General features: G+C 56.9%; 24 protein-coding genes, 1 pseudogene and 1 riboswitch. Of the genes and pseudogenes, 11 read left to right on the top strand and 14 right to left on the bottom strand.

Annotated features, from left to right (window positions below; genetic code table 11):
* Nucleotides 1-61: 61 nt before the first annotated feature.
* Together FKM52_RS06230 and yebS are read right to left on the bottom strand one after the other, a co-directional pair.
* Complete coding sequence (locus tag FKM52_RS06230; protein WP_141175337.1) at nucleotides 62-2,698, bottom strand: PqiB family protein; 2,637 nt, start codon at nucleotides 2,696-2,698, stop codon at nucleotides 62-64.
* On the bottom strand, nucleotides 2,664-3,905 hold the full coding sequence (yebS, locus tag FKM52_RS06235; protein WP_141175338.1) for a membrane integrity lipid transport subunit YebS: 1,242 nt from the start codon (nucleotides 3,903-3,905) through the stop codon (nucleotides 2,664-2,666). The genes FKM52_RS06230 and yebS overlap by 35 nt, the downstream gene beginning before the upstream one ends.
* Before the next feature lie 219 nt (nucleotides 3,906-4,124).
* On the opposite strand from yebS, the gene FKM52_RS06240 reads away from it, so the two are divergent.
* The 4 genes from FKM52_RS06240 to htpX all read left to right on the top strand — a co-directional run bounded on the left by FKM52_RS06240 (nucleotide 4,125) and on the right by htpX (nucleotide 8,600).
* Nucleotides 4,125-4,625 carry a GAF domain-containing protein gene (locus tag FKM52_RS06240; protein WP_141175339.1) on the top strand — a complete coding sequence of 167 codons (501 nt, stop codon included), beginning with the start codon at nucleotides 4,125-4,127 and terminating at the stop codon, nucleotides 4,623-4,625.
* Nucleotides 4,626-4,721: 96 nt separating this feature from the next.
* Nucleotides 4,722-5,417, top strand: a complete 696-nt coding sequence (gene proQ, locus FKM52_RS06245) for an RNA chaperone ProQ (RefSeq protein ID WP_141175340.1) — start codon at nucleotides 4,722-4,724, stop codon at nucleotides 5,415-5,417.
* 19 nt (nucleotides 5,418-5,436) lie between these two features.
* The gene (gene prc, locus FKM52_RS06255) at nucleotides 5,437-7,482 is read left to right on the top strand and encodes a carboxy terminal-processing peptidase (protein WP_141175341.1); all 2,046 of its coding nucleotides are present in this window, start codon (nucleotides 5,437-5,439) and stop codon (nucleotides 7,480-7,482) included.
* A 236-nt stretch (nucleotides 7,483-7,718) separates the two neighbouring features.
* Complete coding sequence (htpX, locus tag FKM52_RS06260; RefSeq protein ID WP_141175342.1) at nucleotides 7,719-8,600, top strand: protease HtpX; 882 nt, start codon at nucleotides 7,719-7,721, stop codon at nucleotides 8,598-8,600.
* A 29-nt stretch (nucleotides 8,601-8,629) separates the two neighbouring features.
* Here the strand turns inward: htpX and FKM52_RS06265 are convergent, their stop codons facing one another.
* The gene (locus FKM52_RS06265; RefSeq protein WP_141175343.1) at nucleotides 8,630-10,009 is read right to left on the bottom strand and encodes an MFS transporter; all 1,380 of its coding nucleotides are present in this window, start codon (nucleotides 10,007-10,009) and stop codon (nucleotides 8,630-8,632) included.
* Between the two features lie 190 nt (nucleotides 10,010-10,199).
* Between FKM52_RS06265 and kdgR the strand changes: the two genes are divergently transcribed.
* The gene (gene kdgR, locus FKM52_RS06270; RefSeq protein ID WP_141175344.1) at nucleotides 10,200-10,991 is read left to right on the top strand and encodes a DNA-binding transcriptional regulator KdgR; all 792 of its coding nucleotides are present in this window, start codon (nucleotides 10,200-10,202) and stop codon (nucleotides 10,989-10,991) included.
* 40 nt (nucleotides 10,992-11,031) lie between these two features.
* Here the strand turns inward: kdgR and FKM52_RS06275 are convergent, their stop codons facing one another.
* Nucleotides 11,032-11,274: a YobH family protein gene (locus FKM52_RS06275; protein ID WP_141175345.1), complete on the bottom strand. Its 243-nt coding sequence runs from the start codon at nucleotides 11,272-11,274 to the stop codon at nucleotides 11,032-11,034.
* A gap of 184 nt (nucleotides 11,275-11,458) precedes the next feature.
* On the opposite strand from FKM52_RS06275, the gene FKM52_RS06280 reads away from it, so the two are divergent.
* Together FKM52_RS06280 and FKM52_RS06285 are read left to right on the top strand one after the other, a co-directional pair.
* Nucleotides 11,459-11,725 (top strand): YebO family protein, encoded by a 267-nt coding sequence (locus FKM52_RS06280; RefSeq protein WP_141175346.1) that lies wholly within the window; start codon nucleotides 11,459-11,461, stop codon nucleotides 11,723-11,725.
* Nucleotides 11,726-11,755: 30 nt separating this feature from the next.
* Complete coding sequence (locus FKM52_RS06285) at nucleotides 11,756-12,772, top strand: MBL fold metallo-hydrolase (RefSeq protein ID WP_141175347.1); 1,017 nt, start codon at nucleotides 11,756-11,758, stop codon at nucleotides 12,770-12,772.
* Between the two features lie 11 nt (nucleotides 12,773-12,783).
* On the opposite strand, the gene FKM52_RS06290 is transcribed toward FKM52_RS06285, so the two are convergent.
* Nucleotides 12,784-13,161: a hypothetical protein gene (locus tag FKM52_RS06290; protein ID WP_141175348.1), complete on the bottom strand. Its 378-nt coding sequence runs from the start codon at nucleotides 13,159-13,161 to the stop codon at nucleotides 12,784-12,786.
* 135 nt (nucleotides 13,162-13,296) lie between these two features.
* On the opposite strand from FKM52_RS06290, the pseudogene FKM52_RS21925 reads away from it, so the two are divergent.
* The 3 genes and pseudogenes from FKM52_RS21925 to rlmA form a co-directional block, all read left to right on the top strand.
* A pseudogene (locus FKM52_RS21925) lies at nucleotides 13,297-13,407 on the top strand (DUF2627 domain-containing protein); the annotation flags it as partial.
* Nucleotides 13,408-13,451: 44 nt separating this feature from the next.
* Entirely contained in the window at nucleotides 13,452-13,661 is a 210-nt protein-coding gene (gene cspE / locus FKM52_RS06300; RefSeq protein ID WP_004386688.1) for a transcription antiterminator/RNA stability regulator CspE, read from the top strand.
* A gap of 137 nt (nucleotides 13,662-13,798) precedes the next feature.
* Nucleotides 13,799-14,605 carry a 23S rRNA (guanine(745)-N(1))-methyltransferase gene (gene rlmA, locus FKM52_RS06305; protein WP_141175350.1) on the top strand — a complete coding sequence of 269 codons (807 nt, stop codon included), beginning with the start codon at nucleotides 13,799-13,801 and terminating at the stop codon, nucleotides 14,603-14,605.
* A 29-nt stretch (nucleotides 14,606-14,634) separates the two neighbouring features.
* Here rlmA and mntP read toward each other — a convergent pair whose 3' ends face one another.
* From mntP to manX, 5 genes are all read right to left on the bottom strand, one after another.
* Complete coding sequence (mntP, locus tag FKM52_RS06310; protein ID WP_141175351.1) at nucleotides 14,635-15,195, bottom strand: manganese efflux pump MntP; 561 nt, start codon at nucleotides 15,193-15,195, stop codon at nucleotides 14,635-14,637.
* Nucleotides 15,196-15,204: 9 nt separating this feature from the next.
* Nucleotides 15,205-15,378, bottom strand: a riboswitch (yybP-ykoY riboswitch).
* A gap of 194 nt (nucleotides 15,379-15,572) precedes the next feature.
* A complete protein-coding gene (locus FKM52_RS06315; RefSeq protein ID WP_141175582.1) occupies nucleotides 15,573-16,031 on the bottom strand; it encodes a DUF986 family protein in 459 nt (152 codons plus the stop codon).
* A gap of 86 nt (nucleotides 16,032-16,117) precedes the next feature.
* Nucleotides 16,118-16,966 (bottom strand): PTS mannose transporter subunit IID, encoded by an 849-nt coding sequence (locus FKM52_RS06320; protein ID WP_141175352.1) that lies wholly within the window; start codon nucleotides 16,964-16,966, stop codon nucleotides 16,118-16,120.
* 12 nt (nucleotides 16,967-16,978) lie between these two features.
* Nucleotides 16,979-17,785, bottom strand: coding sequence for a PTS mannose/fructose/sorbose transporter subunit IIC (locus FKM52_RS06325; RefSeq protein WP_141175353.1), 807 nt, complete (start codon nucleotides 17,783-17,785; stop codon nucleotides 16,979-16,981).
* A gap of 70 nt (nucleotides 17,786-17,855) precedes the next feature.
* Nucleotides 17,856-18,821 (bottom strand): PTS mannose transporter subunit IIAB, encoded by a 966-nt coding sequence (manX, locus tag FKM52_RS06330; protein WP_141175354.1) that lies wholly within the window; start codon nucleotides 18,819-18,821, stop codon nucleotides 17,856-17,858.
* A gap of 522 nt (nucleotides 18,822-19,343) precedes the next feature.
* Between manX and FKM52_RS06335 the strand changes: the two genes are divergently transcribed.
* The gene (locus tag FKM52_RS06335) at nucleotides 19,344-20,912 is read left to right on the top strand and encodes a TerC family protein (RefSeq protein ID WP_141175355.1); all 1,569 of its coding nucleotides are present in this window, start codon (nucleotides 19,344-19,346) and stop codon (nucleotides 20,910-20,912) included.
* Nucleotides 20,913-20,928: 16 nt separating this feature from the next.
* Here the strand turns inward: FKM52_RS06335 and FKM52_RS06340 are convergent, their stop codons facing one another.
* From FKM52_RS06340 to pabB, 4 genes are all read right to left on the bottom strand, one after another.
* Nucleotides 20,929-22,506: an EAL domain-containing protein gene (locus FKM52_RS06340; protein WP_141175356.1), complete on the bottom strand. Its 1,578-nt coding sequence runs from the start codon at nucleotides 22,504-22,506 to the stop codon at nucleotides 20,929-20,931.
* Nucleotides 22,507-22,717: 211 nt separating this feature from the next.
* The gene (gene sdaA / locus FKM52_RS06345; RefSeq protein WP_141175357.1) at nucleotides 22,718-24,082 is read right to left on the bottom strand and encodes an L-serine ammonia-lyase; all 1,365 of its coding nucleotides are present in this window, start codon (nucleotides 24,080-24,082) and stop codon (nucleotides 22,718-22,720) included.
* A 331-nt stretch (nucleotides 24,083-24,413) separates the two neighbouring features.
* Nucleotides 24,414-24,998 (bottom strand): CoA pyrophosphatase, encoded by a 585-nt coding sequence (locus FKM52_RS06350; protein ID WP_141175358.1) that lies wholly within the window; start codon nucleotides 24,996-24,998, stop codon nucleotides 24,414-24,416.
* The gene (gene pabB / locus FKM52_RS06355) at nucleotides 24,995-26,359 is read right to left on the bottom strand and encodes an aminodeoxychorismate synthase component 1 (RefSeq protein WP_141175359.1); all 1,365 of its coding nucleotides are present in this window, start codon (nucleotides 26,357-26,359) and stop codon (nucleotides 24,995-24,997) included. The genes FKM52_RS06350 and pabB overlap by 4 nt, the downstream gene beginning before the upstream one ends.
* Nucleotides 26,360-26,417 lie beyond the last annotated feature (58 nt).

Below are 26,417 nucleotides of genomic sequence, written 5' to 3' on the forward strand. Positions count from 1 at the left end.
TGTAACACAGCCGCGGCGAAAGCCGATGAAACGGGAGCCCTGCGCGGGCTCCCGATAGTCTTTATGATGAGGGGATCGCCGTTCCCCATTTGCGCCATTCTTTCGGCTCTTCCTCCTGCAGCAGGAAATGTTTGCCGGAAGCGGCGCGCGGCGCCAGCGGAACGGTTGGCGGCGTGGCGAACTGAATGCCGCCGCGAATAAACTGCTGGAAGGTGCCGGTCTTCACCACGCCGCCAATCAGACCAAACTCCAGGTTGTAGCCGGAGGCGAGCCAGAAGACAGAATTATTGCGCACCAGATGCTGATATTTTTTGCTGATGCGCAGCTGTACCTGAACGCGATCCGCCATGCTGCCCAGCGAGGTGCCGGTTACGGTGCCCACCTCCACGCCGCGGAACAATACCGGCGTGCCGATGCCCAGCGATCCCGCTTCCGGCGCATCCACCACGATATTCAAACCGTCCAGATAGCGTGAGTCGGTAATGGTAGTTTCCTGTAGCTCAAAGCGGCGCAGCGGCCCGCCTTTGCCGGGATCGACGTTGATGTAGGGCTGGAGCAGCGTTTCCAGGTGATTGACGCCGGTAGCTGAGATCTCCGGCGATACCACCGAGAAGCGGCTGCCGGTGCGGGCAAAGCTGTCAACATATTCAGGATAGAGCACCGCTTTAGCGATCACCTGGTTGTGCCCCTGACTTAGCGCCAGCGTCTCTACCTGGCCGATATCGATACCGAGGTAGCGAATCGGCATGCCGGCGGCGAGCTTGCTGCCGTCATAGGTATGCAGCAGAATCTGGCTGCCGACGGCGCGAGCGGCGGTTTCGGAGTGGTAAAGCACGCGCCTTTCGCTGTTGCTGCTGCGCGCGCCGGCCAGATTATCAAAGCTGATAGCGCCGCGCAGCGCGCGGTTCAGCGGCGAGGCTTCTACCGTCAGGCCCGCGCCGTTCAGCTGCACTTTGGCGCCGCCTTCAGCCCAGAATACGCTGTCGGGCGTCAGCAGCTTGCGATATTCCGGCTTGATATGCACCGCCACCAGAAATTCGTTCGCCTTCGGCGTGACGTCAACAATTTCCCCTACCTGGAATTTACGATAGAGCACCACCGAGCCGGGCTGAATATCGGGCAGACTGTTGGCGGTCAGCGTCACGGTAGTCGGCGGCTGTTCGCCGACGATCCCTTCCTCCGCCTTCTCCGCGTTAGCATAGAGCGGATAGCGATTAAGCGGCGCGCCTTTCGCTCCCGGCTCAAGCCGGATACCACCATCAATCCACTCACTGGCGCTGGCGCCCAGCACTTTCATACCGTCCAGGCCGAACTTCACGTCAAGACGGCTGTTGATAATAAATTTGCTGTCGGCATGAACCAGATGACGATGCTCCGGTGCGATCGCCGCCTCAAACTCCACCCCTTTGCTGGTCAGGGTACGGCGGATAACCTGGCCGATTTCGATGCCGCGCAGCATAATCGGCTGCCCGGCGTTGATGCCGTAGCTTTCCGGCGCGGTAAGGCGTACAGCAAGGACGTTGGGATGCTGCAATAGCGCCTCGTTGCTCTGTCGCACCTGGAAATGCTGCTGCGGCTCGCCCTCGCCGGGGAAGAGTTCCAGCGTGGCGCCGGTCAGCAGCGCGCTCAGGCTGGGATTATTCAGGCTGACTTTCGGGCTGTGCATCTCAATGCGCGTGCCGCTGCGCATCAAGCCAACGACGGAGGGATCGAGCGTCAGCTCGCCGCTGACTTTGCCGCCCGGCTGTAGCGTCATTTTGGTCAGCGTGCCCACTTCCAGCCCCTGATAGATCAGCGGCGTGCTGCCTTCCTTCAGATCCTTGCCATCGGGCAGATCAAGCGTCACGATAACGCCGCGCTGGCTGTGCGCCAGATCGGGATAGAGCTGATAGTTGCTTTCGCTGGCAGCCTGTTGAGAAGTGGGCGGCGAATCGAAAGCGATCGCGCCGTTAACCAGCGCCGTCAGGCTCTCCAGCTCGATCTTTGCGCCGTTAAGGCCAACGTCAGCCTTCATGCCGGAAACGTTCCAGAAACGGCTCTCTTTTTTTACCAGGTTGGTAAAGCGGCGTTCAATCAGCACATCGACGGTGACGCCGTTATTATCCGGAGTGATGGTGTAGTCATACACGCGCCCGATCGGTATTTTACGATAGTAAACCAGCGAGCCGGTATTGAGCGAGCCGAGATCCGGCGCATGCAGGTGTACCAGCATCTCCCCGGTATTGACGCGATATTTAGGCTGGGTATCCAGCGCCACAAAGCGATCTTTCGGCTGCCCCGATTTGCCCGGCATCATGCCGATATAGTTGCCGCCGACCAGCGCATCCAGCCCTGAAACGCCCGCCAGCGACGCTTTCGGCGTCACCAGCCAGAACTGGGCGTCCTCGCGCAGCGCTTCGCGCATATCGCTTTTAATGCTGACCCGTACTTTTATCGTACGCAGATCGTCGCTGAGGCTGATGCCCTGCACGGTGCCTACCTCCACGCCCTGGTAGCGTACCGGGGTTCTGCCCGGCACGATGCCGTCGGCCTGGGCGAAATCGATCGTCACCGTAGTGCCGCGCTCCTGATAGTTGGTCCACAGCAGCCATCCGGCGATCATCAAAGCGATAAAGGGCAGCAGCCAGAACGGCGAAATTTTACGCTTGTTGCTAATTCGCGCTTTAGTCGGTGTAGTCGGCGTTTGTTGCATGAGCATCCCAAATCAGACGGCTATCCAGCCATTGCACGGCCAGGATAGTTAAAATTACCGCGGCGCCGAAATAGAAGGCGGCCGGTCCCATAGTAAAAGCCAGCAGCTGATCGCGATTCACCAGCGACATGGTTAACGATATAACGAACAGATCCAGCATCGACCAGCGGCCGATCCACGTCACCAGGCGCAGCAGCCGGATGCGGGTTTTCAGTCCCTGCTGGCAGCGAAAGTGAATGCTGATAAGCAGCACCAGCAGGACCAAAATTTTAGTAAAGGGCACCAGGATACTGGCGATAAAAACGATAGCCGCCACCGGAATATTGCCGGATCCCAGCGAGAGAATGCCGGAGAAAATGGTGTCCTCCTGGCGGCCGCCGTTGAGATAAATAATCGAGATCGGCAGCAGGTTGGCCGGCACCAGCAGCACGGTGGCGGAAATCAGCGCCGCCCAGGATTTTTGCAGGCTGTAGGGACGACGATGCGCCAGACGCGTATGGCAGCGCGGGCAGCGTCCGCGATCGTCCGGCAGGCCGGTGTGATGGCAGTTCAGGCAGATTTGCAGTTTTTCCCGCGCCACCTCCGGCTGCGGCTGCGGATAGAAGCGGTGCCATAGCTGCTCCACGTTAAGATGAATCATGGTCAACAGGCTCAGCGTCATCAGCGCAACAAACGCCACCAGCCCGTAGCCGGCCTCGATATCGGCGTAATCCTTAACCTTGATCGACGCCACGGCGACGCCCACCAGATAGATATCGAGCATCACCCACTCTTTCAGCCTGTCGAGCATCAGCAGCACCGGGCGCAGGTTCATGCCCAGCCGGTTGCCGAAAAAGAGAAAGACGATAGCGGCGGCCAGCGTGACCGGCGCGCCAATGGTACAAAACGTCACCATCGCCGCGGTCAGGATATCGCCCTGCATAGTCATCTGCATAATGCCCGCCAGCAGGCTGGCGCGGATCGGCGTGCCAAGCAGGCGGATCTGGATCAGCGGCTCGGTAAAGGCGAAGGGCATCAGCAGAAACATAGTCACCGCCATCGCCGTCAGGCGGGTCATTGACCAGTCGCGACCGTTGAGGATTTTGGCGTTGCAGCGCGGGCAGTGCGCGGACTGACGGGATGTCACATCCGGTAAGGAAAAAAGGGTATCGCATTGCGGGCAACGCTGATAACGTTCATGGGGCAGAACGTGGCTGATGGTATGTATTTTCATAGATTGCCGCAGTAACCCTCGACGTGCAGCTATGCACGGTCCTTAAAATGATGCAAAACGGACGCTGAGGGGCATAGCCCGTTTTGATAATCCGATCCGCCAGAATCTAAGGTTATATTAACTACCGGAATGATTCACCTTGTGGCGGTGGATATTTAATGCTTATTTAACCGGACGGCGCCTGTGTAGCCGTCCGATTGCTTTTAAGATGGTAAGGAAATGGACAAAAAAGAATTTTATCACGATCTCAACCGCGATCTGCGAGCGCTGATTGCTGGTGAAACCAGTTTTCTGGCGGCGCTTGGCAACAGCAGCGCGCTGCTGTTCGAACGGCTGGAGGGCGTAAACTGGGCGGGCTTCTATCTGTTAACGGAAGAGAACACGCTGGTGCTGGGGCCGTTCCAGGGCAAAATCGCCTGCGTACGTATCCCGGTCGGGCGCGGCGTATGCGGTACGGCGGTGGCGCAGCAGCGAGTGCAGCGCGTGGATGACGTGCATGCGTTTCCCGGCCACATCGCCTGCGATGCGGCGAGCAATGCGGAAATCGTGCTGCCGCTGATCGTGGCGGGCGAAACTATCGGCGTACTGGATATCGATAGTACGGTATTTAATCGCTTCGACAGCGAGGACGAAATCGGCCTGCAAGCCTTTACTGACGGGCTTTGCGATGTGTTAGCCAACAGCGATGTTAAAAAATTTATTCATATGAATCGCAGCTAAAGCGCTGGATTTCGTGGCAATTGGCGATGGGGTCATTATAATGTCGCCTGTTCATGCCTGCGGCTTGTTGGCCACCCGTTGTAATCAGGAAATTTCATGGAAAATCAACCTAAGTTGAACAGCAGTAAAGAAGTCATCGCCTGGCTTGCGGAGCGCTTTCCGCACTGCTTTAGTGCCGAAGGTGAAGCGCGTCCGCTCAAAATCGGTATCTTTCAGGACCTCGTGGAACGTGTTCAGGGCGAAATGAACCTGAGCAAAACGCAGCTGCGCTCAGCCCTGCGTCTGTATACCTCCAGCTGGCGCTATCTGTATGGCGTTAAAGCGGGCGCGACCCGCGTCGATCTGGATGGCAACGCCTGCGGCGAGCTGGAAGAGCAGCATATCGAGCATGCGCGCAAACAGCTTGAAGAGGCGAAAGCTCGTATTCAGCAGCAGCGTCAGCAGCAGCAGGCGAAAAAACGCGAAGCCGGTGAAGAAACGCCCGCGCGTCGTCCGCGTAAAGCTGCGGCTAACCGTAAGCCCGCTGAAGGCGAGCGCCAGCCCGCCCGCAAAGCGCGCGCTAACGATGCACGTCCAGCCCAGGAACGTGCGCCGGCCGCGCCGCGCCAGCAGCAGCCGCGTACGCAGCCCGTCACTGATACCTCCGCGCTGCAGCCGGGCCAAAGCATTAAGGTCAAGGCGGGTAAAAACGCGATGGATGCCACCGTTCTTGAGATCTCTAAGGATGGCGTTCGGGTACAGCTGGCTTCCGGCCTGGCAATGATCGTACGCGCAGAACACTTACAGTTCTGAAACGGAGGCCACCCTGGGCATGAACAAATTTTTCAAGATGAGCATCATGGCGGGTCTGCTGCTGGCAGGTCACGCCTTTGCTGCTGACAGTATTACCCGCGCGGATCAAATTCCGCAGCTGCGCGAAGAGCCGCAGCACGCCACCGTTAGCGAACGTGTTACTTCACGTTTTACCCGCTCTCACTACCGCCAGTTCGATCTCGACCAGCAGTTTTCGGCAAAAATCTTCGATCGCTATCTGAATATGCTCGACTACAGCCATAACGTACTGCTGGCCGCAGACGTGGCGCAGTTTGCCGATAAAAAAAGCACGCTGGGCGATGAGCTGCGCAGCGGCAGGCTGACGATATTTTACGATTTATTCAACCTGGCGCAGAAACGCCGCTTTGAGCGCTATCAGTATGCGCTGGCCAACCTGAATAAACCGATGAACTTTAACGGTAACGATACTATCGATACCGATCGCAGTAAGGCGCCCTGGCCGAAAAACGTTGCCGAACTCAACGCGCTATGGGATGCCAAGGTGAAATATGACTGGCTCAGCCTGAAGCTCGCCGGTAAAAAAGACAGCGAAATCAAGTCTGTTCTTACCAGGCGTTATAACTCGGCGATGCGCCGTCTGACGCAGAGCAACAGCGAGGATGTGTTCCAGCTGGCGATGAATGCTTTCGCGCACGAGATCGATCCGCACACTAACTATCTCTCGCCGCGCAATACCGAGCAGTTTAATACCGAAATGAGCCTGTCGCTGGAAGGGATTGGCGCAGTGCTGCAGATGGATGAGGACTATACCGTTATCAACTCAATGGTGGCGGGTGGCCCGGCGGCGAAAAGCAAGGCGCTGAACGTCGGCGATCGCATCGTCGGGGTGGGGCAGCCGGGTAAGCCGATTGAGGATGTCATCGGCCTGCGGCTTGATGACGTAGTCGCCAAGATCAAAGGGCCGAAGGGCAGCCGGGTTCGTCTGGAAATCCTGCCCGCCGGCAAAGGCACTAAAACCCGTACCGTAACGCTGATGCGTGAAAGAATCCGCCTGGAAGATCGCGCGGTGAAAATGAGCGTGCATAACGTCGGTAAAGAGAAGGTGGGCGTGCTGGATATTCCTGGCTTCTACGTTGGCCTGACCGATGACGTAAAAGTACAGCTGCAGAAGCTGCAAAAGCAGCACGTTAACAGCGTGGTGATCGATCTGCGCACTAACGGCGGCGGGGCGCTAACCGAGGCGGTTTCGCTCTCCGGCCTGTTTATTCCCAGCGGCCCGGTAGTCCAGGTGCGCGATAACAACGGCAAGGTGCGCCAGGACAGTGATAACGACGGCGTGGTCTACTATAAAGGCCCGCTGGTAGTACTGGTTGATCGCTTCAGCGCCTCGGCGTCGGAGATCTTTGCCGCCGCGATGCAGGATTATGGCCGCGCGCTGATTGTCGGCGAACCGACCTTCGGTAAGGGAACCGTACAGCAGTATCGCTCGCTGAATCGCATCTACGATCAGATGCTGCGCCCGGAGTGGCCGGCGCTGGGTTCGGTGCAGTACACCATTCAGAAATTCTACCGTATCAACGGCGGCAGCACCCAGCGTAAAGGCGTAACGCCGGATCTGATGATGCCAACCGGCGTCGAAGCGGTGGAAACCGGCGAGAAGTTTGAGGATAACGCGCTGCCGTGGGACAGCGTCGACGCCGCAAGCTACAGCCGCACGGGCGAGGTGCGCAGCCTGCTGCCGCAGCTGACCCGCGCGCACGAAGAGCGTATTGCGCAGGATGCCGAATTTCAGTACATCATCAAGGATATTCAGCGTTATAACGCTATGAAGGATAAGCGCAATATCGTCTCGCTCAATCTTGCCCAGCGCGAGAAAGAGAATCACGAAGATGATGCGCTGCGTCTGGAGCGCATTAACGCGCGCTACAAGGCGCAAGGGAAGAAGCCGCTGGCGAAGCTTGAAGATCTGCCGAAGGATTACAAAGAGCCCGATCCTTATCTGGACGAGACGGTTAACATCGCCAACGACCTGGCGCAGCTGCAGGCGGCCCAGCCGGCAGCAAAAGGCGCTGCGGCGAAATAACGGCCGACGCAGGCAAAGTGACAGAGGCACCGCTCAGGCGGTGCCTTTTCTTTTGCCGCGCGTTTGATCTTTGGGTGAAGCGGCGCCATGTGACGGGGTTAAAAAAGAGTGCGACAAAATGTAAAGTTATGTCTTTTTAGACACTTAAACGTTAAGGTCGCTTGAAATGCTCAACGGTGGCCCTACGATGTATATCCGCGCATGGGCGCTTAGTTAACTGAGGAAGATGAAAGTTTATGATGCGTATTGCTCTTTTCCTGCTGACCAACCTGGCCGTGATGTTGGTATTCGGGCTGATCCTCAGCCTGACGGGAATTCAGTCAAGCAGTGTGCAGGGCCTGATGATTATGGCAGGTCTGTTTGGCTTCGGCGGTGCGTTTGTTTCACTGCTGATGTCGAAATGGATGGCACTGCGTTCCGTTGGCGGTGAGGTTATTGAACAGCCGCGTAACGAAACGGAACGCTGGCTGGTGGACACGGTAGGGCGTCAGGCGCAGCAGGCGGGTATCGGTATGCCGCAGGTAGCGATTTATCATGCGCCGGATATTAACGCATTTGCTACCGGCGCGCGTCGCGATGCTTCGCTGGTGGCGGTATCAACCGGCCTGCTGCAAAACATGAGCCGTGATGAGGCTGAGGCGGTGCTGGCGCATGAAATCAGCCATATCGCGAACGGCGACATGGTCACCATGACGTTGATTCAGGGGATTGTGAACACCTTCGTGATCTTTATTTCCCGTATTCTTGCACAGATAGCGGCGGGCTTTTTGTCCGGCGATCGGGAAAATGAAGAGAGCGGCAACGGCAATCCTATGGTCTACTTTGCCGTTTCGATGGTGCTGGAACTGCTGTTTGGCATCCTGGCGAGCATGATCACCATGTGGTTCTCGCGCTATCGTGAGTTCCATGCCGACGCCGGCTCTGCGCGTCTGGTGGGACGTGAGAAGATGATCGCGGCGCTGCAGCGGTTGAAAACCAGCTATGAGCCGCAGGAGCCGGGCAGTATGATGGCGTTCTGCATTAACGGCAAAGGCAAATCGCTGAGCGAATTCTTTATGTCGCACCCGCCGCTGGATAAGCGCATCGAAGCGCTACGCAGCGGGCAATATCTGAAGTAATCGCTAAGGCGCCCTCCGGGGCGCCTTTTTTACAGCGTGCCGCCAGCCGGCTGGCGCAGACGCGACAGGCTGAACAGCGCGGCGACGGTAGAGAACAGCCCCGCCAGCAGCAGCGAAGCATGGGTGCCCTGAGCGCCGAACAGGTTAAACATCAGCGCCACCAGCGCCGCGCCGCTGGACTGCCCAAGCAGGCGCGCGGTGCCCAGCATGCCGCTGGCGCCGCCGCTACGATGACGCGGCGCGGCAGAGATAATGGTGTGGTTATTTGGCGACTGGAACAGCCCGAAGCCGGCGCCGCAGAGCGCCATGCGCCAGATGATATCGCCATCGCCCGGCGCGGCCGGCAACAGCGCCAGAGCAAACAGCCCAATGGCGAATATAGCCAGCCCGATGCCGCCAAGCAATCCGGCATGAAAACGCTCCAGCAGTCGCCCGGCGACCGGAGAGAGAACCATGGTCGCCAGCGGCCATGGCGTCAGCAGCAAACCGGTTTCCACTTCGCTGCGGCCAATTACGCTTTGCAAAAAGAAGGGCAGCGAAACCATCGCCAGCATCTGCGCCAGGAAAGAACAAATTGAGGTGCAGAGAGAAAGAGAAAAAACAGGAATGCGCAGCAGATCAACCGGCAGCAGCGGGCTGGTCATGGCGAGCTGGCGACGAATAAACAGCGTGCCGATAACCAGCAGCGCCAGCAGTTCCGCCAGGATAAGGCGGTAATCCTGTCCCTGCGCCGCGCCGCTTAATGCCGACAGCAGCAGGCCGAAGGTCAACGCGTTCATGATGGCGCTCAGTATATCGAACCGCCGGGCCGATGAGGTTTGCGTGTTTTCCGGCAGGAAGCGCCAGGCGAACAGCAGCGCCAGCATTCCGGCAGGCACGTTGATCAAAAACAGCCATTGCCACGAGGCAACAGAGAGGATAGCGGCCGCCACCGTAGGGCCAGCCGCGCTGGAGACCGCGACAATCAGCGCATTGATCGCCATACCGCGTCCCAGGTAGCGTTGCGGATAGATAATGCGTATCAGCGCCGTGTTGACGCTCATCAGCGCCGCGCCGCCGAACCCTTGCAGGATGCGGGCGCAGGTCAACATAGTCAGCGAATCGGAAAAGGCGCACAGCAGCGACGTCGCGCTGAACAGCAGCAGCCCCGCCTGATAGATGCGCCGGTAGCCCAGCAGATCGCCCAAAAAAGAGAACGACAGCAGCGAAACGATAATCGCCAGCTGGTAGGCGTTAATAATCCAGACCGATTCCGCCGGGCTGGCCTGAAACTGGCGCGCAATGGTAGGAAGCGCGACGTTGGCGATGGTGCCGTCAAGCACGGCGACGCTAATGCCCAGCGCAATAGCAACAATAGCGCCGTAACGGCGCGGCAACGGTAACCCGTCCATATGTAGGGATAGCGGCATAAAAAGCGGTTAAAGAAGGTGAATATCACCATGCTAATGATTTTTTTGTTACGTTGCACCTCAATTGCGATAAAAAATAGCTACAGATGCGCTTAGTGTGACCCAGACATATTGCCTGTTAATCACAGAGCCACGTATACTGGAAATGGCGTTCCATTTTAAATAAAACAATTTTAAAAAGGCTCTTACTATGGCGAATGCAGATGGAGATAAACAACCGGATTCGGTTTCATCGGTATTAAAAGTATTTGGTATTTTACAGGCGTTAGGCGAAGAGCGCGAAAATGGCATTACCGAGCTTTCCCAGCGCGTGATGATGTCTAAAAGCACCGTCTATCGTTTTTTACAGACAATGAAGTCGCTGGGATATGTTTCCCAGGAGGGCGAATCAGAGAAGTATGCGCTGACGCTGAAGCTGTTTGAGCTGGGCGCCAGGGCATTGCAAAACGTCGATTTGATCCGCAGCGCTGACGTCCAGATGCGCGAGCTTTCGCGCCTGACGAAAGAGACGATTCACCTTGGAGCGCTGGAAGAAGACAGCATTGTCTATATCCATAAGATCGATTCGCTCTATAACCTGCGTATGTATTCGCGTATCGGGCGCCGCAATCCGTTGCACAGCACGGCCATTGGCAAGGTTCTGTTAGCCTGGCGCGATCGCGCGGAAGCGCGCGAAATCCTGAAAGATGTGGATTTCCGTAAAAGCACGCCGCATACCATCGGCAGCGAGGCAGAACTGCTGGAAACGCTGGATATGGTGAAGGTGCAGGGATTTGGCGAAGATAATGAAGAGCAGGAAGAAGGGTTGCGCTGTATTGCGGTGCCGGTATTTGACCGCTTCGGCGTGGTTATCGCCGGCATGAGTATTTCCTTCCCGACGATTCGTTTTTCGGAAGAGCGTAAGCATGAATATGTTGCGATGCTGCATCGCGCTGGACGGCTTTTATCTTCGCAGTTGGGTTACCACGACTATCCCTTCTGATCCGAAGTAAGGCGGCGCTGGTACAGGCGCCGCTCGCCGCTTACGGATTATTATCCACCACCCTGGTCATTTTTCTCAGCAGCGGACAATCCGCTACGCCGATAAAACTGCTGTCGCCGTGCAGATACTGCGCTTTTACTACGCCCCTGGCCGTTAAATAGTGGCATTGCAGGCCGATGCCGGCAAAATTTTTCTGGCTGCCGGTCAATACGCCATAGCCGGTCAGCAGCAGCCCCAGCCAGAACAGCGCCAGCAGACTCACAATTCGAAGCAATATTTTCATTTTATCTTCCTGTAAACGTAGCAATCTTCCCGTTTGCTGCCGGAAACATCGCAGCATAACGGTGCCGCCTGTCACAATCGATCGGAGGATGCCGAAAGCTCAGCCTGATACCCATTTCGCTGCTATCAATTCCCTTATTAAAGGGTAAAATTGGCGACAAAATAGAGAATAAACAGAGGAAAACATGAATGAGATAAACAGCGGCGCAGGCGTGCTGCCGCTTATCAGCGCCGTGGTTTTTGCGCTGGCAGGGCTGGTCGCCTGGTTTTACGTTAACCGCGCCAGCGTGCGCGCCAGCGAGCAGGTGCGCCTGCTGGAGGCATTGCTGGAGGAACAGCGAAAACAGAACCTGATGCTGCAACGGTTAGGGGAGCGGGCGCAGGGGCAGGCGGAAAACACCGCAGAGAAGCCGCAGGATGAAGACTTTACCCGCCTGATCCCTGAACGATAACGCACCGGCATGCTGCTAAGGAGCAAAACCTTGAAGTGGAAAAATCCCTGGTATGACGCTTCTCTGCCGCACCATACGCCAGAGGGGTTCCGTAATCTGGAAGCCGATCTGCGTCAGCCGGGAGATTTACAGCGCTGGCGTAACGAGCGCAAGGCGCAGGGGCTGCCTTTGCCGCCGGCGCAGGGCTATGACGCTTTTACTCAACGGTGGTGGCAGCCTGCCGATCTGAGCGGCGATCGGGATGCCGTCTGGTGGCTGGGTCATGCCGCCCTGATGCTGCGCCTTGATGGACGCTATGGCCTTATCGATCCGGCGCTTTCGGCAAGGGCCTCGCCGCTGCGCTTTTACGGGCCGCAACGTAAAACGCCCGCACCGCTGGCTATCGCCGATTTGCCCGCGCTCGACTGGGTGCTGATCTCTCATAATCATTACGATCATCTTGATAAACCCACTATTCGCGCTATTTTACGCCGTTTTCCGCAGGTGCAGTTTATTGTGCCGCTGGGGCTTGAACCCTGGTTCCGGCGCATCGGCGCGCGTCAGGTAGTACAGCTGGACTGGTGGCAGCAGACGCAGCGGCACGGCATCACTTTTCATGCTGTTCCGGCGCGGCACTGGAGTATGCGCACGCTTACCGATCGTAACCGCTCGTTATGGTGCGGCTGGACCATCTCCGGTGCGTCGCTGAATTTCTGGTTTTCCGGCGATAGCGGGTATTCCGATAACCTGTTGCAGATTGCTCAGCGCCTGGGGCCGTTTACGCTGGCAGCCCTGCCGATCGGCGCTTATGCGCCACGCTGGTTCATGCGTGGTCAGCACATGGATCCGCAGCAGTCGGTGGCGCTGCATCAGGCGATTGGCGCGCCGGTCACCATCCCGCTGCACTGGGGCGTGTTTGAGCTGGCTGATGAAGCGTTGGATCAGCCGCTGATCGAGCTGGAACAGGCGATGGAAACGGCCGGGCTGGATAAACAGCGTTTTCGTCCGTGGAAAATAGGCGAAAACGTAAGTTTAAACCTTATTAACCAGGAAAAATCCGATAAATAAGAGCCGGGGTTTTATAAAGCCGCCGCTTCAACCGGCAGGCGTAGCTGGCTTATTCTGACGCGCATAAAGTTCCACGCGAATAAACCTTTGCCTTTATTTAGGGCAGGGCAATGAATATATTCCTTCTTTTGGTGCAACGCGCTTAAAAGTTTTATCTTTTTTTCCTGTATGCGACTTTTTTCTGATTTTTTCTGGACCTGGCGTGATACAGATATGACGTCCTGAGACAGGGGGGGAGCTGCCATATTTATGCAACACTCAGCTGGCAGAGTGAGGTTTGGTAAGCTGAAAACAGAGACGCAGGTCTCTTCAGCACCATGTGCAGCTGGGTGCAGGCTGGTTGATACCGCTAAAAAATTCGCGACGCTCAGGTTTTTAAACTGTTGCATAATGCATAAATGTGCAAAGGATGCGATGAATTTGTATTAACTGTGTGGCAGGTCGATCACTGTTTAAAAATAACTTGCCATAAATTATCGAATATGTGATAACGCTATTAAGCAAAACGAGGTACAGCTCTGTTTATGTATGGCATATTCAGTAAAGAAGTAACGAGTAAAGACGTTGACGTTGAATACCGCTTCCTTGCCGAACCTTATATTAGTGCCTCATTCAGTAGTGTCTCTGGTTTTTCGTCAGTCGCCTTCGGGCAAATAAACATGCTAAGGAATTACAAAAGATGGCAAAGATTAAAGGTCAGGTAAAGTGGTTCAACGAATCCAAAGGTTTTGGCTTCATTACTCCGGCAGACGGTAGCAAAGATGTGTTCGTTCACTTCTCTGCTATCCAGGGTAACGGCTTCAAAACGCTGGCTGAAGGCCAGAACGTTGAGTTCGAAATTCAGGATGGTCAGAAAGGCCCGGCAGCGGTTAACGTTGTGGCAATCTGACAACATCAGGATCGCTTCGCCGCCAGCGGCGTAAAAGTTGCAAGGCCCCGGTTACCGCCGGGGCCTTTCTTTTTGGCGGATGACGCTGCCGGGCGCAGCGTGTAAAATGCGCGCCTGTTTCAGCCAGAGAAAGCGTTATGCACTATCTTTGCCCCCTCTGTCAGCAGCCGCTGACGCTAATTAACCACAGCTGGCGTTGCGTGCAGCAGCATCAGTTTGACCAGGCGAAAGAAGGCTATGTCAATCTGCTGCCGGTGCAGCATAAGCGCTCCAGAGAGCCCGGCGACAGCGCGGAAATGATGCAGGCGCGTCGGCAGTTTCTTGACGCGGGCCATTATCAGCCGCTGCGGCAGCGGGTGGCCTCGTTGCTGGCGCAGCATCTGCCCGCCACGGCAACGCTGCTGGATATCGGCTGCGGCGAAGGCTACTACACCGCTGCGGTGGCTGAAGCGCTGGGTACGCAGTCGCGCGTATGCGGGCTGGACGTGGCTAAAGTGGCGATCCGCGCGGCGGCGAAGCGCTATCGCCATCTCGATTTTTGCGTCGCCTCCAGCCACCGTTTGCCCTTTGCCGACGCTGCGCTTGATGCCGTGTTACGCATCTATGCGCCCTGTAAGGCGCAGGAGCTGGCGCGCGTGGTGCGCAGCGGCGGCTATTTGCTGACCGTGACGCCGGGCCCGCGCCATCTGATGCAGTTTAAGGCCTTAATCTATCAGCAGGTCAAACTGCATGAGACGCAACAGGAGACATTACCAGGATTTGAGCTGGAACAGGAAGCTCAGCTGAGCTATCCGCTGTCGCTGACGGGAGAGGAAGCGGCGACGTTATTGCAAATGACGCCTTTTGCATGGCGTGCCAGCCCCGATGTCTGGCAGCGGTTACGCGACAGCACTGCCTTTGCCAGCGAAGCGGATTTTATGGTGCGTCTCTGGCGTCGTGACTGATCTGACGCCCGCGTCTTATGCGCCGGGCCTCAGGCGAAATGCTGCCAGAGGATCTGAGCGCCGATAGCGATCAGCACCACGCCGCCGAGGATCTCTGCGCGCTTACCTAACAGCGGTCCTATTAGCCGGCCAATCAGCATGCCGATGGTGGTCATAGTAAAGGTGGAAAGGCCGATCAGCAGCGCGGTCAGCAGAATATTAACCTGTAAAAACGCCAGGCTGACGCCGATAGCCATCGCATCAAGGCTGGTGGCGATAGCGGTAGCAATCAGCAGCATCAGGCCGTGCTGCTGCGCCGGTTCGCAGGGCGCGCTGTGCTGGCGGCAGCCTTCAATAACCATGCGCCCGCCTAAAAAGCAGAGCAGGGTGAAGGCGATCCAGTGATCCCAGCGGGCAACAAAGTGGGTGGCAAACTGGCCAAGGCTCCAGCCCAGCAGCGGCGTAATTGTTTCAATAACGCCAAAAATAAGGCCGGTGCGCAGCGCTTCGCGTAACTGTGGACGTTGCAGGGCGGCGCCTTTACCGATAGCGACGGCAAACGCGTCCATTGACATGCCAAATGAAAGAATAAGCAGAGCGGAAAAGTTCATCGAAGTCGTAACCTCGGCCGGGAATACCATAACCTGATGCGCCTTCCCAACCAGACAGGCACATCGGTCAATGGTCTCGCCTACCAGAATTGGTCGCACGCGCCACGTTGAAATAACAACGAGTATGTTGACAGGTGCATTTCCGTATTAAACGGAAATCGGCTACTCCCCAATAACGGCGCTCACCTTACCACATAATTATTTCGCGTCAAATAAAAATATAATGGCGCATACGCCGTATGGATAAATGCAAAGAAGATGATGATCGGGCGTGAAAATAATCCTGATAATGTTAAGGGAATGGTAAATAATAAGCGGGGCTTGAATCATCCTGGTGGGATATAGCAAAGTCTATATGCCCTTTGCTATATTTTAAATTATTGATTTTCAATCATTGTTTCATAAATTCTTTCCAGGTCGTCAAGCTGTTTTACCCGCACCAGCAGCTTTCTCTGTTCAAGCTGAATAACCAAAACGCCGTCCTCGGATAAATTCATACCTTTTATACGGTCATAATTAATCCAGACGTTGGCGAAGAAAAAGCCCCGATCTTTGAGTAATAACTGCGGCGTACGGATCCAGAACAGATAAATCGTCACCAGGATTAATGCCATTAACAGCGTTGTAGTAATAACCGGTCCGTGCCGGGTGATATTATTATAAATAAGAATCATTATCAGCCCGATAAAGATTAGGCTGTCGATTTTACTGCGACGCTGTAAAGCAACACGTAAACGCGTTTTGCCGCAGCGGCGCGGCATAATCCACTGATCGTAAATTGCAAATATCAGCAGCAGCGCAATAAATAACAGAATAGCGGCATCGGTTAACGTCATGACAACCTCTGGTGCTGGCCTCGCGGGCATGGAAAGTTCGGGGTAAAATAGCCAGCCGCGCCGGGCGACTGGCCATCCTGAAGGGATTACAGGCCCAGCAGGCCAATCCAGTAACCGAAAATACCAATTACGAAGAAGCCGATGATAATCCACAGCGCATTGACTTTACGCCGCAGCAGCCACATACAGGCAAAGGTCAGCAGCAGCGGCACCAGCCCAGGCATCAGCTGATCGAGAATCGACTGGACGGTAGTGACGTTCGTTTTACCGGTCTGGTCGGTAATACGCGACACCACCAGCGGTATGTTGACGTGCGTCCACTTGTTAACCAGCGCCCCCATAACAAACAGGCCGAGGATTGAGGCGCCCTCCGTCAGTTTTTGCAGGAAGCCGCCGCCCATATCGTTAACGATATCCACCCCTTTTTTGTAGCCGTAGGCCACGCCGTAATAGCGAAACAGCAAGCGCACCAGGTTGAACAGCACAAAGAACAGCACCGGCCCCAGCAGGCTGCCGCTCATGGCGATGCCCGCACCCAGCGCGGCGAAAACCGGGCGCATGGTACCCCAGAAAATCGGATCGCCCACGCCCGCCAGCGGCCCCATCAGCCCTACCTTGATGCCGTTAATGGCCGCGTCGTCAATCGGCGCGCCGTTAGCGCGCTGCTCTTCCATGGCCAGCGTGACGCCCAGAATCGGCGCGGCGGGATAGGGGTGGGTATTAAAGAACTCCAGGTGGCGCTTAATCGCCTGACGGCGCGCTTCGTTATTCTCCGGATAAAGGCGACGAATTGCCGGAACCATCGAAAAGCAGAAGCCTAACGCCTGCATACGTTCAAAGTTCCAGGAGCCCTGAAAGAGATTGGAACGCAGGAAGACGCTGCGTACGTCGCCGGGCGTGAGTTTTTTAGCCGTTGATGTAGTTGTATCTACCATTTTTCACACCCCTTAGTCTAATTCGTTATCCAGATCGTTATGGGCTGGGCCTGCGGCTGACGCGCCGGCGCCGGCGGCACGGTTATATTTCGGGCTGAGTTGAATATAGAGCGCCGCCATTACCACGCCGATGACGCCCAGCGCCACCAGGTTAAAATCGGTAAACGCCGCGGTAACGAAGCCCAGATAGAAAAACGGCATCAGGTAGCCGGCGCGCATCATGTTGATCACCATCGCATAACCCACCACGACGATCATACCGCCAGCGATATTCAGCCCGCCGGTAACCACTTCCGGAATCGAGTTCAGCATGCTCTGTACCGCATCGGTACCCACGGATACGGCGACGATCACCGCCGGGATAGCGATGCGCATCGCCTGCAGAATCAGCGCGGTTACGTGCAGCCAGGAGATGGCGGAGAGATTGCCTTTTTCCGCCGCCTTATCCGCCGCGTGCTGGAAAGCGACGGTAATGGTGCGTACGATAATGGTTAATACCTGGCCGGCGGCGGCCAGCGGAATCGCCAGCGCAATCCCGGCGCCGATGCTTTGTCCGCCGGCGATAACCAGAATGGTCGAGATAATTGAGGCCAGCGCGGCGTCCGGCGCGACAGCCGCGCCGATATTCATCCAGCCAAGGGCGATCATTTCCAGCGTACCGCCGATAATAATGCCGGTTTTCATATCGCCTAATACGGCGCCGATCAAGGTACAGGCGACCAGCGGACGGTGAAACTGAAACTCATCAAGTATGGATTCCACACCGGCAATACAGGCAACGATAAATACCAGCGCAATTTGTAGGGTGGTGACTTCCATTGCACTTCTCCTGTGACAGAGTAAAACTGCGTGAAGCCTGATTCCTCAGGCCGTAGAACGAAACGTAATATCAGGAATTAACTTTGGCGATCAGATCCATCATTTTCAGTTTAGGATCGTTAGAGACTTTCCTGACTTCCAGTTCGATACCGCGCGCGTTGAGCTGTTTAAACGCTTCGATATCTTTGGCATCCACGGAAACGGCGTTATTGACCTGGGTTTTTCCCTGACGGTAGGCCATACCGCCAATATTGATCGATTTTATCTCCACGCCCTGTTCAACGACGCGCAGTACGTCGCTGGGATTAGTAAATAGCAGCATTACGCGGTCGTGGGCATATTTGGGGTTGTTCCAGACGCGCACCATTTTGTCGACGTCCACCACATGGGCGCTGACGCCCGGCGGCGCTACCTGCGTCAGCAGCGTTTTGCGCACCGTGTCGGCGGCGACCTCATCGCTGACGACGATAATGCGCGAGACGTTGGTTTCTTTGGTCCAGCGCGTCGCCACCTGGCCGTGAATCAGGCGATCGTCAATACGCGCCAGGCCGATTTTCATATGATCGTTCGGGCCGAGCGCTGCCTGCGGCGCAGCGGCGCGCGGCGCGGCGGCGGAGACGGCAGGAGTAGCTTCCGGTTCTTTCGCTTTCAGCGCCTTCACGCCTTCGCGCCCGGCTTCTACCGCCAGCGCCACCAGCTCATCAAAGGCGGGATCGTCGTCACGCGCCATCAGCGTTTCAACCAGCATTGGAATATTAACGCCGGCGATCACCTCATAATGCTCTTTATCAACCACGATGCGGCTGGCGGCGTTAAACGGGCTGCCTCCCCAGGTGTCCACCAGAAAAAGCACGCCTTTGCTGACGTCCAGCTCTGCGAGACGCGCGTGATATTTCTCAATCAGCGTTTCAGCATTCTCGCCAGGAACGAAATCGATCCAGCCGATATTCTGCTGTTCGCCTAATAGCATTTCGGCCGTTTTAAGCAGCTGTTCAGCCGCCCAGCCATGTGTGCCAATGACAAGAGCAATAGTCACCTGCTACCTCCGTTTTTAATCTTGAGCGACCCGGCGCGATAGCCGATTCGCCAACCCCGTCATCTGCGCTAAGCTGAAGCCAGCCGCGCTGAAAAGGACTGCCTGAACGCCGGCCGGGCGATTCTTGTTGTATAACCGGCGTTGCGGCGATAACTGCCCGATTTATTTTAGTCCGTGAAAAAATAAATTATGTGACAGGCCTCGGTTATTTACAGGCTTAACGTTTCATGCGGAATAATTGAATTTAACCGCATTGCAACGTAAATTTTTGTTAGTTTCGCCAAATCAAATTGACGCTCCGGCCGCGGCTGTTAATATCAACTTTCCTTTTTAACTACAGGAGTAGCGGGCCTCAGCCCTCCCTATGGACTGTCACCGAAGTTGCTTAACCATGCCACCGGGTCATCCGGCTTGTTTCTTTACGCCTGTCGGCGTCACACTCTGTTTTTCTTCCCGCTTCCGCTGCGCTACGGTCACTGAACCCTGCGTCCGGTTTTCCTGTTGCTTTTTTCGGAGTCCGTAATGGAATTTCTTTTAGATCCTTCGATTTGGGCCGGTCTGCTGACGTTGATTGTTCTGGAGATCGTGCTGGGTATTGATAACCTGGTATTTATCGCCATCCTGGCCGATAAGCTGCCGCCGAAGCAGCGCGATAAAGCGCGCCTGATCGGTCTGTCGCTGGCGCTGCTGATGCGCCTGGGGCTATTGTCGCTGATCTCCTGGATGGTAACGCTGACGAAACCGCTGTTTAGCATCGCGCAGTTCAGCTTCGCCGGACGCGATCTTATCCTGCTGACGGGCGGTATCTTCCTGCTGTTTAAGGCCACCATGGAGCTGCATGAGCGGCTGGAGAATCGCCAGCACGACAGCGGCGGCAACAGAAGCTACGCCAGCTTCTGGGCGGTGGTGATTCAGATTGTGGTGCTGGACGCGGTATTTTCCCTCGATGCGGTGATTACCGCCGTGGGCATGGTGAACGATCTGCCGATCATGATGACCGCCGTAGTGATCGCCATGGGTATTATGCTGCTGGCCTCGAAGCCGCTGACCAACTTCGTTAACGCCCACCCAACGGTGGTCGTGCTGTGTCTTAGCTTCCTGTTGATGATCGGTCTGAGCCTGGTGGCGGAAGGTTTCGGCTTCCATATTCCGAAAGGCTACCTCTATGCGGCGATCGGCTTCTCGATTCTGATCGAGATGTTTAACCAGATTGCGCGGCGCAACTTCCTGCGGCATCAGTCGCATCGGCCGATGCGCGAACGTACCGCCGAGGCGATTTTACGCCTGATGGGCGGACGGCGCGGCGGCGCGCAGCCGGCGGAGACGGGCAGCGCGCCGGCCGAGAATCCCCGGCTGCCGCAGGAAACCTTTAAGGATGAAGAGCGCTACATGATTAACGGCGTGCTGACGCTGGCATCGCGCTCGATCCGCAGCATCATGACGCCGCGCGGCGAAATCTCCTGGGTAGACGCTACCAGGCCGCTGGATGAGATCAGGGTGCAGCTGCTGGATACGCCGCACAGCCTGTTCCCGGTCTGCCGCGGCGAACTGGATGAAGTTGTTGGCGTGGTACGGGCGAAAGAGCTGCTGGTGGCGCTGGAGCACGGTATCAATATTGCGACCTTTGCCGCCTCATCGCCGCCGATTATCGTGCCGGAAACGCTCGACCCGATTAATCTGCTGGGCGTGCTGCGCCGCGCTAAGGGGAGTTTTGTTATTGTGACTAACGAATTCGGCGTAGTGCAGGGGCTGGTTACGCCGCTTGACGTGCTGGAGGCGATCGCCGGTGAATTTCCGGATGAGGATGAAACGCCCGATATCGTTGCCGATGGCGATAGCTGGCTGGTGAAGGGCGGAACCGATCTGCATTCGCTGCAGCAGTGGCTGGATTACCATCAGCTGGTGAAGCCGGGCGACGATTACGCCTCGCTGGCGGGTCTGCTGATCGCCCAGAAAGGGCAGCTGCCGCAGCCTGGCGAGGTGATCGATATGCCGCCGCTGCATTTCACCATCGTCGAGGTCACCGATTATCGGATCGATCTGGTGCGTATTACCAAAGATCGTTCGCCGCACGAGGATGAGGAAGAGTAAGCCCGCGCCGGAGCCTCTACAGCCGGCTGCGGCAATCGGCTTTTTCCGCTTTGTGCTGCGCCAGCCAGGCGGGAAAGGCCTCCAGCGGCATCGGACGCGCATAATAATAGCCCTGTAGCGTATCTACGCCGCGCTGACGCAGATAGCTCGCCTGTTCGGCGGTTTCCACGCCCTCCGCCACCAGGTGGATATTCAGACGCTGCGCCAGCGAAATCACCATCTCCGTTACCGTCGCATTAATGGCGTCGGTGCCGATGGCGGCGGTAAACATCTTATCCAGCTTCAGCACATCCGGGCTCAGCGTTTTCAGGTAGGAGAGCGAGCTGTGCCCGGTACCGAAATCGTCAATCGCCACCTTTACTCCCAGCTGACGCAGCCGGGAAACCACCTCCTGATCCACTACCGGCAGCGCGTCGCGCTCGGTTAACTCCACGATCAGACCGGGTAGCGGAGCGGCCGGCCACCACAGTTTCTGTAAATCATCCACGATCGCCTGGCGGTGAAAATGACTGGCGGCGACGTTAATCGCAATATGGAAATCGGCGCGCTGCGGCAGCCGGGGCAGGTAGCGCACCGCCTCCATGAGAACAAAGCGCGTCAGCGGCGCCACCAGATTCTGGCGTTCGGCCAGCGGAATAAACACGTCGGGGGGAATCCAGCCCTGGCGCGGATTATGCCAGCGCAGCAGCAGTTCGATGCCGCAGCAGCCGCCGCTGCCGCCGTCAATCAACGGCTGGCACCAGACCATAAACTCCTGCGCCGTCAGGCCATAGCTGATCTGCCATGACAGGCTCATGCGGTTGGCGGTCGCCAGCCAGACGATATAGCCGGTCAGCAGGCTGAGCAGCAGGGCCAGCGGCAGCTGTGAAGGCAGGGTCAGCAACGCCAGGCGGGTCGGCGCCGGACCAAATAGCGTAATGGTGAAGGGATAGCGCAGCGAGCTTTGCTGGTAGCTGACCTCATCTTCAGACGGCGTCGCCTTTTCAATCAGCGGATTACCATATTCCAGGCTTTTGCCGTCGACGTTGAAAATGGCGCGCTCCACCCAGGGCAGAGTCGGCTCCAGCAGGTAGCGGCTCATCAGTTCGATATTGATGACCTGCAAAATACCGGCGCGATTATCCAGCGATTCAGGCGTCCAGAGCAGCAGCACCGGCGAGCCCTTCAGCAGGTAATCATCCACGCTGAGCATCATATGCTGATTGTTGACCGCCAGCTGCGGATAGGTATCGCTAAAGGGGATGGCGCGATCGCCATAAATGCTGGAGCAGTAGATCAGATCATTATCCACCAGCAGAATGGCGCGCACGGTTTGCAGGGCGGAAATCTTTTCGTTGAGCAAAAAGCGCACCTCGTTACAGCGCAGCCCCACCAGCGCCAGGGTATTGTTGGCGGCAACGTCCAGCGGCGAAAAAAAGCGATCGAAGCGCTGGATGGCATTATCGGCAAAGTGATAGGACTGCTGCTCTATACGGCTTTTTTCTTCAAAAAAACGAAAGGCTAACGTCAGAATAAGCACCAGCGCAGCAACTATCGACGCAATAACTAACCGTTTTCGCCGAAAATGTCCGACAACCTGCTGGGATACTTGCATCCGTAGCCATCCTGAAAGCCCAAAGAAAAAACCGACATTTTGATATCGGCAATCGCCGCATTAAGTTTAGTTACGTCAATGAAAAAAAGCGTTTCGTCTGGCAGGGAATAGCGGATGGTTAACGGCTACAAACGCCGTAATCGCAGGAAAGACGGGAGTAAAAAAGGCAGCGTCGTAGACGCTGCCCTGTTGAAGGCGGTTACCCTATTGATTAATCGCACTGTACCTTGATGGCCAGACCGCCGCGTGAGGTTTCACGGTATTTGGCGTTCATATCCTTGCCGGTTTCATACATCGTCTCGATAACTTTATCGAGTGACACGCGGGCCTCGCTGGTGCGGCGCAGCGCCATGCGGGCGGAGTTGATCGCTTTTACTGAGGCGATAGCGTTGCGTTCGATGCAGGGCACCTGCACCTGGCCGGCAACCGGGTCGCAGGTGAGGCCGAGGTTGTGCTCCATGCCGATTTCCGCAGCAACGCAAACCTGTTCCGGGCTGGCGCCCAGCAGCTCGGCCAGACCGGCCGCCGCCATTGAGCAGGCCACGCCGACTTCGCCCTGGCAGCCAACTTCGGCGCCGGAGATCGACGCGTTCATTTTATACAGCGCGCCGACTGCGCCCGATGCGAGGAAGTAGCGGATGAAAATATCGGGGCTGACCGATTCGATAAAGTGATCGTAATAGGCCAGCACTGCCGGAACGATACCGCAGGCGCCGTTGGTCGGTGCGGTGACCACGCGTCCGCCGGCGGCGTTCTCCTCGTTAACCGCCAGAGCGAACATGTTTACCCAGTCGATAACGTTCATCGGATCGTTGGAAAGCTTGCCGGAGGAAACCAGCATCCGGCGCAGCGCGGCGGCGCGGCGCGGCACGCGCAGCGGACCAGGCAGCACGCCTTCGGTATTCAGCCCGCGATCGATACAGTCGCGCATGGTTTGCCATACGGCGGCGAAGTAGTTTTCAATTTCCTGCCGGCTGTGCAGCGCCAGCTCGTTTTTCATTACCAGTCCGGAAAGGGAAAGGCCGGTTTCACGGCAGTGCGCCAGCAGCTCCTGAGCCGAGTTGTAAGGATAGGGAACGGAAACCTCATCCAGCACCGACTGGCCGAAATGCTCTTCATCAACAATAAAGCCGCCGCCGATAGAGTAGTAGGTTTTACTGTAGATACGCTCTTCGCCAGCGAAAGCGTGAATACGCATGCCGTTCTCATGCAGCGAGAGGTTCTCGCTGCGGAAGTTCATCCCGCCCGCGCGCGGAAAATCGACCTCGTGCTGGCCGTTCGCCAGCAGCAGACGCTCGCGCTGCTCAACGTCGCGAATAAAAGCGGGAATACTGTCGATATCCACGCTTTCAGGCGATGCGCCGGCAAGGCCCATGATAATAGCGATATCGGTATGGTGGCCTTTACCGGTGAGTGAAAGCGAGCCGTAGACTTCTACGACGATGCGCGTAACGTCCAACAGCCGGTTATCCCGGATCAAATCATCGACAAACTGTTTGCCGGCTTTCATCGGGCCCAGGGTATGGGAACTGGACGGGCCAATGCCGATCTTAAACATGTCGAAAACGCTAATCACGCTACACGCTCCTTAATATTCATTGCGTCGTGCAAATATGTACGACGTATAGTAATCATCCCGCTGGTTAAAAATGCATCTTTTCGCATGAAATAAACTAATTCCTTCCAGCAGGAAAACTTATTCAGGCCGGGAAAATAAACGGATCGATAAATACCACGGCAATTTTTGCCTGAACCAAATTTATGCGAAACGGCATCAGAAATCTCCTGGCGGCTCAGCGCGCCAAATATAACGACTTTAAGACGTTTGGGAAGTGATTTAGGTCGCTTCCCGAAGAAAATTTAGTGAAATATCACGGGAAGCGTGCTTTTTGCACAACATTAATTGGTTAAATGGTGTTCAGTTCCGGCATGACCTGCAGGCTGAGCTGGCGAATGATCCCGGCCGTCATGCCCCAGACAAAGTAATCCTGATACCAGGAGAGCCAGACGCGGTGACGCAGGCCGCCGCGGTGAATATCCAGCGGCGCGTAGCGCGCAAGGCGCAGCGCCTCCTGCAGCGGCATTTCGAAAATGGCGTCCACCTCATCCGCGTTGGGTTGCCAGCTCAGGTGCGGCGGGATGATGGCTACTACCGGCGTCACCTGAAAGCCAGTGCTGCTGCTTACCGCCGGCAGCGTGCCGATAATACGCGCCTGCTGCGGCTGCAGGCCGATCTCTTCCTGCGCCTCGCGCAGGGCGGTGACATGGAGCGAGGCATCCTCAGCGTCGCGCATACCGCCAGGGAAAGCCACCTGGCCCGCATGCTTGCGTAACCGGGGCGAGCGGCGGGTCAGCAGCAAACCTGGCTGGGGATGCGCGACGATCGGCACCAGCACCGCCGCCTGACGGCGCGCCGGGATAGCGGGCGCGGGCAGGGGCGGCTGTAGCTGAAAGCGCGTCAGGAAATTATCAAGCGTCAGTGCAGCGTTCATCGCGTTTCGTTTTCCAGCACCGGCAAGATACGGCGCAGCTTATGCAGCGTTTCCTGATATTCCAGTTCCGCTTCGCTGTCCGCCACGATGCCGCCGCCGGCGGCGCAGTAGATCTGGCCCTGTTCGACAATCAGCGTGCGAATCGTAATGCTGCTGTCCATCTTTCCGCAACGGCTCAGGTAGCCGATACTGCCGCACCAGGCGTTGCGCCGCTGCGGCTCCAGCGTTTCTATAATCTCCATCGCCCGCACCTTCGGCGCGCCGGTAATCGATCCGCCGGGGAAACAGGCGCGCAGCAGATCGCAGGCGCTCAGCTCCGGCTTCAGACGGGCGCGTACCGTACTCACCAGATGGTGTACCGCGGGAAATTGCTCAACGACAAACAGTTCCGGCACCGTTACGCTGCCCGGCTGCGCCACGCGTCCAATATCATTACGCAGCAGATCGACAATCATCAGGTTTTCCGCGCGATCTTTTTCCGAATTCGCCAGCTGCAGCGCCTGCTGACGGTCCGCCTGCGCATCTTCCAGGCGTGGCAGCGTGCCTTTAATCGGGCGCGTTTCAATCCGGTCGCCATCCAGCGCCAGAAAGCGTTCCGGCGACAGGCTGAGCACGACGCTTTGCGGCAGCCGTAAAAAGGCGCTGAAGGGCGCGCGGTTGCTGCGGTTCAGGCGCTGAAACGCCTGCCACTCATCCCCCTGGCAGGCGGCCTGAAAGCGCTGCGCCAGATTAACCTGGTAACAGTCGCCCGCCTGTAGCCAGGCCTGCACGCGGTCGAAGCGTTGACGATAGCCATCCGGCGTCATGTTTGATCGCCAGCGGCTGGTAAGCTGAAAAGGCGCGCCGGCCTGGCAGGGCGGCAGCGCGTTAAGCCAGCGCAGTCGGGCGCCGTCGCTCTGATGCTCGACGAGCGTCAGCGTCCGCTGCTGATGATCGGCAACCAGCGCCCAGTTATATATACCCACCGCCATATCCGGCGTAGCGAGATCGGCCGTCGCCTGCTGCGGCAGACGCTCGAAGCGGCGGCCCAAATCGTAACCAAACAGCCCCAGCGCGCCGCCCTGAAACGGCAGATCGCCGCGCGGCGGAACGGGCGAAAGCAGCGCCGCCTGTTCTGCCTGCAACAGCGCCAGCGGATCGGCAGTCGATTCCGTGACAACGTCACCTCTAACAATGCGCGTCAGCCTGCCCACGGTTTCCAGCGTGGCAATGGGATCGGCCACCATAATATCGAAGCGGCTATCGGGATGATCGGCAAAACCGGAGCTGAGCAGCATCGCCCAGGGCAGATGCGCCACGCGCTGAAATAAGCCGGAAAGCGCGTCGGGCGTATAGGGTAAAGCATGGTAAACTACGGGCATCACTCTCTACAGCACGGTAGTGGACAAACGGCAAGCCTGGCATATTTTGCCGGCGCTG

The organism is Mixta tenebrionis (genome assembly GCF_006517625.1).
Classification (GTDB): Bacteria; Pseudomonadota; Gammaproteobacteria; order Enterobacterales; family Enterobacteriaceae; genus Mixta; species Mixta tenebrionis.